The following is a 13,985-nucleotide window of genomic DNA, read 5'->3' as shown; positions in this document are numbered from 1 at the left end:
GCGTATGGGTCCCTGCGTTCGCAGGGACGACCCGAGTGGATAGCGTGCGAAAAATAAGAGGCGGAGGAAACCGGATGAAGAAGTTTGCGCGGCTCGCGCTGGCGGGCCTGTTGGTAATGGCGGCGGGCGGGGTGGCACGGGCCGATGATGCGCTGAAAGCAAAAATTGGCGTGCTGCGGCTGTCATCCTCGGCGCCGGTGTTCATCGCGCAGGACAAGGGCTATTTCCGCGAGGCCGGGCTCGACATCGAGCTGAAATTCTTTGATGCGGCGCAGCCGATCGCGGTGGCGACCACCTCCGGCGACGTCGACTTCGGCATTACGGCATTTACCGCCGGGCTCTATAATCTCGCCGGCAAGGGCACGCTGAAGGTGATCGGCGGCATGAGCCGCGAGAAGGCCGGCTATCCGCTGATCGGCTATTTCGCTGGCAATAACGCCTATGCCGCGGGGCTGAAGACGCCGAAGGATCTGGCCGGCAAGCGCATCGCGGTCACTCAAGTCGGCTCCAGCTTTCACTATTCGCTGGGGCTGCTCGCCGACAAATACGGCTTCAAGCTCGCGGACGTGAAGGTGATGCCGCTGCAGTCGCTATCCAATGCCGCCGCGGCGCTGAAGGGCGAAACTGTCGATGCGGCCTTGCTGCCGATCTCGACCGCACGGGCGCTGGTGGATTCCGGTGGCGCCAAGTTTCTAGGCTGGGTCGGCGACGAGACGCCGTGGCAGTTAGGCGCGGTGTTTGCTTCACCGAAGACGCTTGCCAACAAGGCGCTGGTGACAAAGCTGCTGGGCGCGCTGGTGCGCGCCGATCGCGAATATCACGACGTGATCCTGGCCTCCGTGAAGGACGGCAAGGCCGCGATCAACGACAAGACAAAACCGCTACTCGAGATCATCGCCAAGTACAGCAATCTGCCGGTCGAGCAGGTGGTCGGCAATTGCGCCTATATCGATCCCGACGGCAAGCTCGACATCAAAAACGTCGATAATCAGATCGCGTGGCTGCAGGAGCAGGGCTTTGTCGACAAGGGATTCGCGGCGGATGCGATCATCGCGAAAGAATATGTGAAGGCGGATTGATGGGAGTTCTTACCTCTCCCGCTAGCGGGGGAGGTCGACGCGCTCGTCAGAGCGCGGCGGGTGGGGGCTTTCTCCACACGACCAGTGTCACTCGCGGCGACACCCCCACCCCAGCCCTCCCCCGCAAGCGGGAGAGGGTGCGCAGCGGAGCAAGAGGTTGAATACAGGAACCACATGGACCTGATCGCCGACCATATCAGTCACCGCTTCGGCGGCCTCGACGTGCTCGATGACGTCTCCTTCACCGTCGCCTCCGGCGAGGTGGTCGCGATCGTCGGGCCGTCCGGCTGCGGCAAGAGCACGTTGCTGTCGATTCTGGGCGGCCTGTTGCGGCCGAGCGAGGGGCGGGCAGAGCTGCGCGGAGCGCCACCGGACAACAGTCTCAATCCGCTGACCTTCGTGTTCCAGGATTTTGCGCTGCTGCCTTGGTGCACGGTGGAAGCAAATGTCGAGTTTCCGCTGGTTCATACCGCGCTCGATGCCGCCGCGCGCCAGGCCGTCGTCGATGATGCACTGCGCCGCACCGGCCTGTCTGATTTTCGCGGCGCCTACCCGAAGCAATTGTCCGGCGGTATGCGCCAGCGCGTCGGCATCGCGCGGGCGCTTGCGGTGCGGCCAGCGATCCTGTTGATGGACGAGCCACTGTCGGCGTTGGATTCTCAGACCCGAGAATTGCTGATGGAGGACTTTGTCCGCCTGCTGGCCGACGGCACGATGGGCGCGGTCTATATTACGCATAATCTGGAAGAGGCGGTGCGACTTGCCGACCGCGTAGTGGTGCTGTCGCGCCGGCCCGGCCGCGTGCGCGAGGTCGTGAGCATTCCGATGACGCGTGCCGAACGCGGCGGCATTGATGCCCGCGGCAAGTTGTTGACATTGCAGAACCAGTTGTGGTCGCTGATCCGCGAGGAGGCAATCGATGCCGAGCGCGAGGTTCAGCATGCTTGAGCGCGCGCCCTCGCAGGATACCCGGCAGGATGGGAGCGTTCCGCGGCCGGTCGCCTTCCGCGGCGCGGGCTTTATGCCGGGCGGTGGCCGCGCTTCCGGGTGGATCGCGCTGGCGCTGGTGATCGCGTTCTGGCAGCTCGCCGGCAGCGCCGGCTGGGTCAATCCGCTGTTCCTGCCGGCGCCATCAGCGATTGCAGTCGCGATCTACAAGCTCGCCGTCAGTGGTGCACTCTGGCAGCACGTTTCCGCTTCGGTCGTTCGCATTGGCTCAGGCTGGCTGATCGGCACGGTGGCCGGCGTGATCGTCGGTTTTGCAATCGGCCTCTCGACGCTGGCGCGCGGCGTTGGCATCACCTTCATCTCCGCGCTGTTTCCGATTCCGAAGATCGCGCTGCTGCCGCTCCTGATCCTCTGGCTCGGGATCGGTGAAGAGCCGAAGATCGCGACCATTGCGTTAGGGGTGTTCTTCTCCACCGCGATTTCGGTCTATAGCGGCGTCGACGCGGTACCGCGCAACCTGATCCGAATGGCGCAGAGTTTTAACGTGCCGTTTCATGCCATCGTCATCAGAGTGATCTGGCCCGGCGCGCTGCCCTCGATCCTAGCGGGATTCCGCATTACGGCGTCGGTGGCGCTGCTCTTGGTAGTGAGCGCGGAAATGATCGGCGCACAGTTCGGCATTGGCGCCTTCGTGCTGCAGGCCGGCAATCTGATGCAGACCGATCAGCTCCTCGCCGGCGTCGTGATCCTGTCGCTGTTCGGGCTTGCGGTGGGCAAGGCGATCAACGTGCTGGAGATGAGGTTGCTGCATTGGCGGTAGAGCTGTCGTCCCTGCGAACGCAGGGACCCATACCGCGTGATTTGTCGATAAGGCAAAGTGGCCGACGCCCTTCCGCAAAACGAAGGCCGGTGGCTATGGGTCCCTGCGTTCGCAGGGACGACGATAGACCATTCACGACAACAACCTCACGCATTGCCGCGGTCTTCGCGAAACAGGTCGATCTTCTGCTGCACCGGGCGATCCGAAAAACTGAACAGCACCGAATCAACGTCCGCCTCATGCGTGACCCAGTGCCAGCTCGGCACCACGAACAAATCGCGCGCGCCCCATTCGAACGTCTGGTCGCCGATCCGGGTGCGGCCCTTGCCTTCGATCGCGGCGAACACGGTGGCATCGGTCGAGCGGTAGCGCGCGGTCTTGAAACCCTTCGGCAATAACTGAATGAAGGTGCCGATGGTCGGCATGGCGAAATCGCCTGTCTCGGGATTGGAGAATTTCAGTTTCAACCCGTGACAGGCGTCCCATTCGTCGCGTACCTTGGCTCGCTCCAACGCCTCGCGGGTGTAGCTGTAGGGATAGTTGAAGATCGGCGAGGTCTTGGATTTTCGCTTCTCGTCGACCGGCAGCAAATTGTGGCCGTAGCGCGCAAAGCTGTCGCCGGCGGGTTTGGAGATCTTCTGCTGGTCCTCATTTGACCCTTCGGCAAACGAAGCATCGAAGAATTGCACCATCGGGATATCGAGACCGTCGAGCCAGAACATCGGGTCCGAGGTCTCGTTGGAATGATCGTGCCAGGTCATCGATGGCGTGATGATGAAATCGCCGGGCGCCATCGCTGTGCGCTCGCCGTCGACGGTGGTATGGGCGCCCTTGCCTTCGAGCACGAAGCGCAAAGCCGACTGGCTATGCCGATGAGCGGGCGCGACATCGCCCGGGACCACCATCTGCACGCCGGCAAACAGCGAGGTCGTGACCTTCGACTGGCCGCGCAGGCCCGGATTCTCCAGCACCAGAACCCGCCGCTCGGCTTCCTTGGCGGTGATCAGTCGGCCTGCTTCGGTCATGTAGTCGCGGATCGAATCGAATTTCCAGAGATGCGGCCGGCAGGCGCTGCGCGGCTCCGGCGTGACGAGGTCGCCCAGCACATTCCACAGCGCGGAGAGATTGTCGCCGTCGATCTTCTTGTAGAACGCCTCGCGTTCCGGCGTCTTCTGCACGGCTTCCATGGCAAGCCTCCCGTCATTCTTTATCGTGTAGATTGACAGTGTACTTACAATATCGGTAGCGTCAATGTGGTAAACCCGAACAGGCCGGAAGAATCAGGAGGTTCCGATGAAGCTGCATGGCTATTTCCGCAGCAGCGCGGCATACCGCGTCAGGATCGCGCTCAACCTCAAGGGGCTTACGGCGGAGCACCTGCCGCATCACCTTCGCAAGGGCGAACAGATTGCGCCGGGCTATCTCGCCCTCAACCCGCAGGGGCTGGTGCCGACGCTGGAGGGCGACGATGGCGCGGTGCTGACCCAGTCGCTGGCCATCATCGAATGGCTGGACGAGACCCACCCCAACCCGCCGCTATTGCCAAGGGACCCGCTGCGCCGCGCAAAGGTGCGGGCCTTTGCGCTGGCGATCGCCTGCGACATCCATCCGGTGCAGAACTTGAAGGTGCTGGCCCGCCTGCGCCAGCTCGGCTTGCCGGAAGAGAAGGTGACGGAATGGGCGGCCTGGGCCAACCGCGAAGGCCTTGCCGCCTGCGAGACCCTGATCAAGGGCGAGAACGGGCCGTTCTGCTTCGGCGACACGCCGACGGTTGCAGACCTCTGCCTGGTGCCGCAGCTTGCCAATGCGCGGCGCTTCGGCGTCGACGTATCAGGCTTTTCCCGCCTGCTCGAGGCGGAAGCCGCGGCAAATCAAATGAAGGCATTCACTGATGCCGCACCGGACAGGCAGCCCGATGCCGAGTAAGCCATCCCCCATCACCATGGACGCGGTCTATACCGCGCCCGGCTATCTGTTCCGACGGATGCAGCAGATCGCGGTATCTATCTTCGTCGAGGAATGCAGCGCGTTCGACCTGACGCCGGTGCAATATGCGGCGCTGGTTGCGATCCACACCCATCCGGGCATCGATGCCACCCGCCTTTCGGCGGTGATCGCGTTCGACCGCTCGACCCTCGGCAACGTCATCGAGCGGCTGGAGAGCAAGGCGCTGATCGAGCGCAAGCCCTCGCGCGAGGACAAGCGCGTCAAGCTGCTCTATCTCTCGAAATCGGGCGCCACCGTGCTGCGCGACATCATGCCGTCGGTCGAACGCGCCCAGGTCAGGATGCTGCAGCCGCTGAAGCCAGCCGACCGCAAGACCCTGCTGGCGCTCTTGACGCAACTGGTCGATCTCAACAATGAAGCCTCGCGCGTGCCGCTGCGCGCGGAAGATGCGCTGGAGCATTTGGGGAAGGCGGGGTGAGGGGCGTTGGGGGCGGGAGGTTAGCGCCAAGAACACCGCCGTCGTCCCAGCCCTTATGCGCAATTGCGCATCAGGAGCCGGGACCCAGAACCACAAATATTTGTGTTAGGCGGGCTGTGGCTGCAGCCTAAGGCCACAACTGATATCAGTGGTTATGGGTCCCTGCGTTCGCAGGGACGACGTCGAGTTTGCGGAGGTTCGCAGGGACGACAGTGAGTTTGCAGCCGGCTACATCTTCATCAACGCCTGGCGGTCGATCTTGCCAGTGCCGGTCTTCGGCAGTTCCTCGATGAAGGTGATCTCGCGCGGATATTTGTAAGGCAGCAGCTTTGCCTTGACGTAATCCTGCAATGTCTTGGTGGCGTTCGTCGCATCGAACTCGCCCTTGTTCATCACCACCACCGCTTTCAGGGTCATCCGGCGGTCCGGCAGTTCGGCCGCAAACACCGCGCATTCCCTGATGTCGGGATGCTCGGCAAGACAGAGCTCGACCTCCAGCGGATAGACCCACTGGCCTGAAATCTTGACCAGGTCGTCGGCGCGGCCGCGGAAGAAATGGAAGCCGTCGGCATCACGCACGAAGCGATCACCGGTGTAGATCCACCCCTCCTCGCGAATGGTCTCGGCGGACTTGTCCGGCCGGTTCCAGTACAGCGGCGTGTTGGAATCGCCGCGTACCCACAAGATTCCCTCCTCGTTGTCGGCGACTTCGCGGCCGTCCTTGTCCCTGAGCAGGATTTCATAGCCGGGCACGCGCAGGCCCGCGGCGCCGAGTTTTTTCTTCTCGGGGAGGTTGGAGAGATAGATGTGCAGGACTTCCGTCGAGCCGAGCCCTTCGATGATCTCGAGCTCCGTCAGCTTTTTCCAGCCGTTGAACACTTCCGCCGACAAGACTTCGGCCGCCGACAGCGCCATTCGCAGCGACGAGAAATCGATCGCCGCTGCACCCTCGGCCTTGGTCAGCGAGGTGTAGAGCGTCGGCAATCCGTAGAACACGGTAGGCCGGTATTTTTCGATCGCCGCGAAGATCGCTGCTGGCTTCGGTTGTCCCGGCAGCAGCAGCGTCGCCGCACCGACCGAGAACGGGAAGGTGATGGCGTTGCCGAAACCGTAGGCGAAGAAAATTTTCGGCACCGAGAAGCAGATGTCGTCCGGCCCGAGCTTGAGCACGCTGCGGGCGAACGCCTGCTCGCTATAGGCCATGTCGTGCTGCAGATGCACGATGCCCTTGGGGCGGCCGGTCGAGCCCGACGAATACATCCAGAACGCCATCTCGTCGCGGTGGGTGTCGGCTTCCGGAAGATCGGTGGCGAAGCCTTGCAGCCACTTCGCCGCGTCGACCGTGTTCGGCACGGCGTGCTCGCCCGCTACGCCATTGACTACAACAAGGGTTTGCAGCGGCGCATCCCTGCAGGCCTCCGCGTTGAACCGCGACGTAAACTCGGCCTCGGTGACCGCTACCGTTGCGCCGGCGTCCGAGAGATAGAACTGCAGGAGCTCCGGCGGCGTCAGCGTGTTGATCAACAGCGGCACGAAGCCGGAGTGCACCGCGCCGAAAAATGCCGCCGGATAGGCCGGCGTGTCGTCGAGGAACATCAGGATGCGGTCGCCACGCTTCAAGCCCAGCGATTGAAGGCCGTGGCCCCATTGGGCGGCCTCGGCGCAGAGCTCCGCATAGGTGCGCGTGCCGCCGGGGCCGGTCAGCGCCAGCCGGCCGCCGCGACCGGCCGCGAGATTATCGAACAGGATGCGGCTCGCGTTATAGCGTTCCGGGATCGCAAAGCCGATCTCGCGCGCGCCCGGATTGTCGCGGGGCACCAAATCGGAAATTTCTGATGTCATGCCTGGCTCCCGATTTTCTTCGCCGCCTCGTAACGCCTCATGAATTCCGGCGACATCGCGCGCAGCCGCGCGTCGGCGATCCGCCCGGAGCGGGTGATATAGCTGTAGGCAAAATCCATCAGGTCGAGCTTCATGTGTTCGGGGAAATCTTCATACCAGTCGGCACTGGTGCGCGCCGCCGTCACCAGCTTCTGCACGATCGGCTTGCGCTCGGCCTGGTAGCGGGCGAGGCCTGCGGGAATATCGCTTTCCGCCTCCAGCGCCTTGGTTAGCGCGATCGCGTCTTCGATGGCGAGCCGCGTGCCTGAGCCGATCGAGAAATGCGCGGTGTGCAAGGCGTCTCCGATCAGCACCATGTTGCGGTGCGACCAATTCTCGTTCCAGATCCAGGGAAAATTGCGCCACACCGATTTGTTCGACACCAGAGAGTGACCGTCGAGGGTCTCCGCAAAAATCTCTTCGCAGATCGCCTGCGACTGTTCGATCGTCATGTGCTCGAAGCCATAGGCCTGCCAGGTCGCCGCATCGCATTCGACCAGGAACGTGCTCATGGCGGGCGAATAGCGATAGTGATGCGCGTTGAAGAAGCCCAGATTGGTCTTCACGAACGTCTGCGACAGCGTGGCAAAGCGTTTGCTGGTGCCGTACCAGGCGAATTTGTTGGTCGAATGCGAAACCGAGGCGCCGAATTCCTTCTCAAACCCGCGGCGCACCAGCGAGTTCAGTCCGTCGGCGGCGACGATCAGGTCGTATCCGCCGAGTTCGCCGATCGACTGGATCGTGGTGTCGTACCGCGCGGTCACGCCTGCCCCGCGCACGCGCTGCTGCAGGATGGTGAGCAGTTCGAGCCGGCCGATCGACGAGAAGCCGACGCCGTCGATCTCGACGCTCTCACCACGCAAATTGAGCGTGATGTTCTTCCAGCTCTCCATCCGTGGTGTGATGGCGTCGACCGTCTCGGGGTCATCGGCGCGCAAAAATTCCAGCGCCTGCTCGGAGAACACCACGCCAAACCCCCAGGTCGCGCCTTCGGGGTTCTGTTCGAACAGGTCGATCTGCGCGTCCGGATGACGGCGCTTCCAGAGATAGGCGAAGTAGAGGCCGCCGGGGCCTCCGCCGATGACGGCGATACGCACGTCTTCCTCCCAATCGACAGTATACTTACTAATTGGATGGAGACTAATCCGTGCTGGATATTTGCGCTAGAGGAAAATATCGCCGGGAACCGTTCTGCGGCCGGTCCTAATGGCATCAGGATTAGGTTGCAGCGTCTACCTTAACGCTAGCGCACGAACCGGTACCTCTCGCGCCATCAGGCATTTCAGATTTGAAACCGGCTTTCCGCCGAAGACGCGATAGACTCGGCTGCAACGAAAGATCGCCGCAGGCTGCGGGATTTAGCGCGCCGCGAATTGCGACAGCACTTCCTTGCAGGCCGGCGAAAGCTGGGCGGCATTGGTTGCAAGACACTGCACGATCCGGCCGCCACCAGCAGGCACGCCGCCGCAAATCGTGCGCACGTCGGCGCCGCAGGCCGATCGCAGCACGAACAGTTCTTCGCGGGGCCGCATCGGACGCAGCACGATCGCGGTTGGCGCTGCCGCCGGCGCAGCAGTAGCCGCGGCTCCTGCCGCGGCCGGAGCAGCCGCCGCCGCAGGTGCCGCGCCACCGCTGCTCGCGGCGGACACGGCTTTCTCGCAGCCGGCTGAAAGCTTGGCCTTGTTCTTTTCCAGGCATTGCAGTGCCGGCGCGCCGCCGGTCGGCACGCCCGCACAGACCTTCGGATAGTCGGAGCGGCATGCGCTACGGATCGCGGAAATCTGGGCGCTGGACGGTTGCCCGGCAGCAGGGGTGGCGGCGGCCTTTGGCTCAGCGGACTTGGCCGGCGCCGCGGTTGCGGCAGCAGGCGCTGCGGATTTCGGTGCTGCTGTCTCGGCCGGCTTGGCGGGTTCGGCGGGCTTAGCCGTCTCCGCCGGCTTGGCAGGCGCGGCTGCCGGTGCTTCCACCGCGCGCACCGCGCCCTGGCAGCCCGATGAGAGGCTCGACATATTCTTCTGCAGGCATTGAAGCGCGGCCTCGCCACCTGGCGGCACGCTGGAGCAATGCGCGATGTAATCGGAGCGGCACTGGGATTTGATCGCGTCACGTTGCGCCTGGCTCGGCGCTTGCGCAAGGGCGGGTGCTGCAGTTGCGGCTATTGCGGTCGCCAGCAGCGGCCCAAGCTTTCTTGCGCGCGTCAATGTGTTGATCATTTGAATAAATCCTTTGTCGTCGCCGGAAGCCGCCGCTTCAACCGAAGTGAAGTCTTGAATGCGTTTGCTGAAAAAAATTCGGGACGCATCATTTTCGCTTTCCGGTTTCGCCGCAAGCGGATTGTTGCTATTTTCATGGGATGGCGGAAAGCCGATTTCCGAATAAGCCTTTTCCGGAACAAGACCGATTGAGGCACCAAAATGAAGGCTTCGCGTTCGCCTGCACGTTTGAGATCACACCGCACCGCCGCGCAAAGAGGTGCCGCCGCCTGCCGTGCAGCTTTCGCGCTTGCAGCGATGGCTATGTTAAGTGCCTGCGAACAAAATACTTTTGTGCCGCCACCGCCACCGAAGGTTGAGGTTGCGCTACCGGTGCAGCGGCCTTTCACGCGCTATCTCGAAGCGACCGGCAATACGGCGGCGATTAAGAATGTCGATCTGGTCGCGCGCGTGCAGGGTTTTCTGCAATCGATCAACTACACGGACGGCGCCTACGTCAAAGAAGGCACATCCCTGTTCACCATCGAGCCGGACACCTACAAGCTGAAGCTCGAACAGGCGCAGGCCGCGGAATCCGGCGCACAGGCATCGGTGCGCCAGACCGAGGCGGATTTCAAGCGCCAGCAGGAGTTGGTGCAGCGGCAGGCCGTTTCCCAGGCCACGCTCGATAATTCCACCGCGGCCCGCGACAACGCGCAGGCGAGCCTGCTGCAGGCCCAGGTCAATACCAAGATCGCAGCGGTCAATTATGGTTACACCAACGTGGTAGCGCCGTTCGACGGCGTCGTCAGCGCGCATCTCGTCTCCGTCGGCGAACTGGTCGGCGCATCATCGCCGACGCAACTCGCCAGCATCGTGGCGCTCGACCCGATCTATGTGAATTTCAGCGTCAACGAACAGGACGTGCTGCGGATCCGCGAGGAAGCGCGCCGGCGCGGCATGACGCCCGACGATCTCAGGCATGTGCCGATCGAGATCGGATTGCAGACCGAGACCGGCTTTCCGCACAAGGGCAACCTCGACTATGCCGCCACGACGCTGAACCAGTCGACCGGCACGCTTGCCGTGCGCGGCGTGCTGCCCAATGCGGATCGCGCGCTGCTGCCGGGATTCTTCGTCCGAATTCGCGTGCCTTTGGACCAGGTGCAGAACGCGCTGCTCGTGCCTGACGTCGCGCTCGGCAGCGACCAGGCCGGACGCTACGTGCTGGTCGTGAACGGCGAAAATGTCGTCGAGCAGCGCAAGGTGCGTGTCGGACCGCTGGAAGGCGAGCTGCGCGTCATCGAGGAAGGCCTCAAGGCCGACGACCGCGTGATAACCGCCGGGCTGTTGCGTGCGATACCCGGCCAGAAGGTCGATCCGCAAGTGAAAATAGTCGAAGCGCAGCCGGCGTCGGCCAAGTAGGAGCCGGCCATGATTTCAAAATTTTTCATCGAGCGGCCCGTTCTTTCCAACGTCATCGCGATCCTGATGATCCTGATCGGCGGCGTCAGCCTGTTCCGGCTCGCGGTTGCGCAATATCCCGATGTCGTGCCGCCCACGGTGCAGGTCACCACCCGCTACCCCGGCGCCAGCGCGAAAACCGTGATCGACACGGTAGCGCTGCCGATCGAGCAGCAGGTCAATGGCGTCGAGGACATGCTCTACATGCAGTCATACAGCGGCGCCGACGGCTCCTATTCGTTGACGGTCACCTTCAAGATCGGCACCGACCTCAACTTCGCGCAGGTGCTGGTGCAGAACCGGGTCTCGAGCGCGCTCTCGCAACTGCCGCAATCGGTGCAGAACCAGGGCGTCACCGTCCAGAAGCGATCGACGGCAATCCTCTTGTTCGTGACGCTGACATCGCCGAAAGCGACCTATGACAGCCTGTTCCTGAGCAACTACGCCACCATCAACATTCGCGACGAGCTGTCGCGCCTGCCCGGCGTTGGGAATGTGACTGTGTTCGGGGCCGGCCAGTATTCGATGCGGGTCTGGCTCGATCCGAACAAGCTGCAGGCGCGCAACCTGATGCCGCAGGACGTGATCTCGGCGATCCAGCAGCAGAGCCAGCAGGTCACAGCAGGCCAGGTCGGGGCGCCGCCGGCGCCTGCAGGGCAGGCGTTCCAATATACGCTGAACGTCAGCGGCCGGCTCGACGACACTACTGAGTTCGAAAACGTGATCGTCAAGACCGGCAGTAGCGGCGACATCACGCGCGTGCGCGACGTCGGCTGGGTTGAACTCGGCGCCCAGACCTACAGCCAGATGTTCTCGCTCAACAACAAGCCGGCCACCGGCATCGGCGTGTTCCAGTCGCCGGGCGCCAACGCGCTCGAAGTCGAGCAGGCGGTTCAGAGAAAAATGGCGGAGTTGGCGAAGGGATTTCCACAGGACATCAAGTACGACACGCCGTTCAACACCACCAAATTCGTCTCCGAATCGATCAACGAGGTCTACAAGACACTCATTGAGGCCGGCTTGCTCGTGCTCATCGTGATCCTGATCTTCCTGCAGGACTGGCGCGCGATGCTGGTGCCGGCGACGACCGTGCCGGTGACCATCATCGGCGCGTTCGCGGCGATGGCCGCGCTCGGCTTCACCGTCAACATCTCGACGCTGTTTGCGATCGTGCTCGCGATCGGCATCGTGGTGGATGACGCCATCATCGTGGTCGAGGGCGCAGCCCATAATATCGAGAAGGGGATGTCCGGCCATGACGCCGCGATCAGCGCGATGGATGTGCTATTCGCGCCGATCATCGGCATTACGCTGGTGCTGATCTCGGTGTTTTTGCCCTCGGCATTCCTGCCGGGGTTGACGGGCCGGATGTACGCGCAATTCGCGCTGGTCATTGCCGCGACCGCGCTGCTCAGCGCCATCAACGCGGCGACGCTGAAGCCGACGCAATGCGCCCTATGGCTGCGCCGGCCCGCGCCGCCGGAACAGCGCAACTTCTTTTACCGGGGGTTCAACGCGGTCTATAACCGTCTGGAGGCTTGGTATGGCCGAGTGATCGGCCGTCTGGTCGCGCACAGCAATGTATCCGTCATCTGCGCGCTGATCCTGATCGCGATCGGCGGCTACGGCCTGTCGCGGGTGCCGACCGGCTTTATCCCGATCGAGGACCAGGGCTATCTGCTGGTGGCGGTGCAATTGCCGGATGGCGCGGCGCTCGACCGCACTCAGCGCGTGCTCACCCGCGTCAGCGACATCACCAGTAAAACCGCGGGCGTCGATCAGGTGATCACGATCGCGGGCATTTCCGCGCTCGACAATTCTTCCAGCCTCGCCAATGCGGGCGTGGCCTATCTGATCCTCAAGGAATGGAGTGCGCGCGGCGAAGGCGAGGATCTGCGGTCGCTGTTCGTCGGCCTGAACGAAAAACTGTCTGTGATCGAGGAGGCGCAGATCCTGGTGGTCCCGCCGCCGCCGATCCAGGGCATCGGCAATGCCGCCGGATTTGCGATGCAGGTGCAGCTCCGCGACGGCAATTCCGACTTCAGCAAGCTGCAGGCAATCACGGGCGCTATGGTTTCCAATGCGGCATCGCAAAGCGCGCTGCAGCGGGTCAGCTCGCCGTTCCGCTCGACGGTGCCGCAGTACGATGTCGAGGTTGATAGGGTCAAGGCCCAGACCATGCATGTGACGACCGACCAGATCTTCTCGACATTGTCATCCTACATGGGGTCGAGCTACGTCAACCAGTTCAACAAGTTCGGCCGTACCTTCCAGGTCTATGCGCAGGGAGATGCGCAATTCCGCCTGACCCCGCGCGACATCGAAAGGCTGACGGTGCGCAACAGCCAGGGCGACATGATCCCGCTCGGCGCGGTCGCGAAGATCACGCCGGCGGTCGGACCGTCGCTGATCAGCCTGTATAATCTCTATCCGTCAGCAACCATCATCGGCCTGCCGGCCACGGGTTACAGCTCCGGCCAATCGATGAATCTGATGGAAGAGATCGCCGCCAAGACGCTGCCGCCGGGCACCGGTTTCGAGTGGACGGCGATGTCGTACCAGGAGAAGGTCGTCGGCGGCCAGATCTACTGGGCGTTTGGTCTGGCCCTGCTGCTGGTGTATCTCGTACTGGCCGGACAATATGAGAGCTGGTATGCGCCGATCTCGGTCATTCTTGCGGTGCCGCTGTCACTGCTCGGGCCGATGCTGGTGCTGAGCGGGCTGAGGATCGAGAACAACCTCTACACCCAGATCGGCATTATCCTGTTGATCGCGCTGTCGGCCAAGAACGCCATCCTGATCGTCGAGGTGGCGCTCGAGCTCCACGTGCGCAACCGCAAACCGCTGTTGGAATCCGCGATCGAGGCGGCGCGGGCCCGCTTCCGCCCGATTCTGATGACGTCGTTCGCCTTCATCCTCGGCGTCGTGCCCTTGGTGCTCGCCACCGGCGCCGGCGCAAATGCGCGGAAGTCGATCGGCATTACCGTGTTCTCGGGCATGCTGGCGTCAACGTGCCTGGCCGTGCTGTTCGTGCCGACGTTCTTCGTCGTGATCCAGCGGTTCGAGAACTGGCTGAAGGAGCGGAAGGCGAAGAGAGCGGGTGCGCAGGCGGCGTCGCAAGTGGCGCCGGGTGCGGGGCATTAGGTGCGAGATTTCGATTTCCTCGTCCCGGCCTT

Annotated in this window: 12 protein-coding genes; 7 read left to right on the top strand and 5 right to left on the bottom strand. The window is 63.0% G+C overall.

The features are described 5' to 3' along the window. Nucleotides 1-74: 74 nt before the first annotated feature. From KJQ96_RS20225 to KJQ96_RS20215, 3 genes are all read left to right on the top strand, one after another. On the top strand, nucleotides 75-1,079 hold the full coding sequence (locus KJQ96_RS20225) for an ABC transporter substrate-binding protein (protein ID WP_213288308.1): 1,005 nt from the start codon (nucleotides 75-77) through the stop codon (nucleotides 1,077-1,079). A 174-nt stretch (nucleotides 1,080-1,253) separates the two neighbouring features. Continuing rightward, nucleotides 1,254-2,027, top strand: coding sequence for an ABC transporter ATP-binding protein (locus tag KJQ96_RS20220; RefSeq protein WP_213288307.1), 774 nt, complete (start codon nucleotides 1,254-1,256; stop codon nucleotides 2,025-2,027). Then, a complete protein-coding gene (locus KJQ96_RS20215) occupies nucleotides 2,020-2,847 on the top strand; it encodes an ABC transporter permease (protein WP_213288383.1) in 828 nt (275 codons plus the stop codon). The genes KJQ96_RS20220 and KJQ96_RS20215 overlap by 8 nt, the downstream gene beginning before the upstream one ends. Nucleotides 2,848-2,993: 146 nt before the next feature. Here the strand turns inward: KJQ96_RS20215 and gtdA are convergent, their stop codons facing one another. Next, the gene (gtdA, locus tag KJQ96_RS20210) at nucleotides 2,994-4,034 is read right to left on the bottom strand and encodes a gentisate 1,2-dioxygenase (RefSeq protein ID WP_213288306.1); all 1,041 of its coding nucleotides are present in this window, start codon (nucleotides 4,032-4,034) and stop codon (nucleotides 2,994-2,996) included. Between the two features lie 106 nt (nucleotides 4,035-4,140). On the opposite strand from gtdA, the gene maiA reads away from it, so the two are divergent. Beyond that, nucleotides 4,141-4,773, top strand: a complete 633-nt coding sequence (maiA, locus tag KJQ96_RS20205) for a maleylacetoacetate isomerase (protein WP_213288305.1) — start codon at nucleotides 4,141-4,143, stop codon at nucleotides 4,771-4,773. Then, nucleotides 4,763-5,272 carry a MarR family winged helix-turn-helix transcriptional regulator gene (locus KJQ96_RS20200; RefSeq protein ID WP_213288304.1) on the top strand — a complete coding sequence of 170 codons (510 nt, stop codon included), beginning with the start codon at nucleotides 4,763-4,765 and terminating at the stop codon, nucleotides 5,270-5,272. Before maiA ends, KJQ96_RS20200 begins: the two co-directional genes overlap by 11 nt. 228 nt (nucleotides 5,273-5,500) lie before the next feature. On the opposite strand, the gene KJQ96_RS20195 is transcribed toward KJQ96_RS20200, so the two are convergent. The 4 genes from KJQ96_RS20195 to KJQ96_RS40290 form a co-directional block, all read right to left on the bottom strand. Further along, entirely contained in the window at nucleotides 5,501-7,114 is a 1,614-nt protein-coding gene (locus tag KJQ96_RS20195; RefSeq protein WP_213288303.1) for a benzoate-CoA ligase family protein, read from the bottom strand. Beyond that, nucleotides 7,111-8,250: an FAD-dependent monooxygenase gene (locus KJQ96_RS20190; protein ID WP_213288302.1), complete on the bottom strand. Its 1,140-nt coding sequence runs from the start codon at nucleotides 8,248-8,250 to the stop codon at nucleotides 7,111-7,113. The genes KJQ96_RS20195 and KJQ96_RS20190 overlap by 4 nt, the downstream gene beginning before the upstream one ends. A 261-nt stretch (nucleotides 8,251-8,511) precedes the next feature. Next, complete coding sequence (locus KJQ96_RS20185) at nucleotides 8,512-9,366, bottom strand: hypothetical protein (RefSeq protein ID WP_213288301.1); 855 nt, start codon at nucleotides 9,364-9,366, stop codon at nucleotides 8,512-8,514. Continuing rightward, on the bottom strand, nucleotides 9,363-9,755 hold the full coding sequence (locus tag KJQ96_RS40290; protein WP_249734285.1) for a hypothetical protein: 393 nt from the start codon (nucleotides 9,753-9,755) through the stop codon (nucleotides 9,363-9,365). The genes KJQ96_RS20185 and KJQ96_RS40290 overlap by 4 nt, the downstream gene beginning before the upstream one ends. On the opposite strand from KJQ96_RS40290, the gene KJQ96_RS20180 reads away from it, so the two are divergent. Both KJQ96_RS20180 and KJQ96_RS20175 read left to right on the top strand, forming a co-directional pair. After that, nucleotides 9,664-10,770 (top strand): efflux RND transporter periplasmic adaptor subunit, encoded by a 1,107-nt coding sequence (locus KJQ96_RS20180; protein WP_249734251.1) that lies wholly within the window; start codon nucleotides 9,664-9,666, stop codon nucleotides 10,768-10,770. The two genes, KJQ96_RS40290 and KJQ96_RS20180, sit on opposite strands and share 92 nt — an antisense overlap. 9 nt (nucleotides 10,771-10,779) lie before the next feature. Then, the gene (locus KJQ96_RS20175) at nucleotides 10,780-13,953 is read left to right on the top strand and encodes an efflux RND transporter permease subunit (protein ID WP_213288299.1); all 3,174 of its coding nucleotides are present in this window, start codon (nucleotides 10,780-10,782) and stop codon (nucleotides 13,951-13,953) included. Nucleotides 13,954-13,985 lie beyond the last annotated feature (32 nt).

This window comes from Bradyrhizobium sp. sGM-13, from assembly GCF_018398875.1.
GTDB lineage: Bacteria > Pseudomonadota > Alphaproteobacteria > Rhizobiales > Xanthobacteraceae > Bradyrhizobium.
Note: the sequence above shows the minus strand (reverse complement) of the source record. Positions and strands in the feature narration are given on the sequence as shown.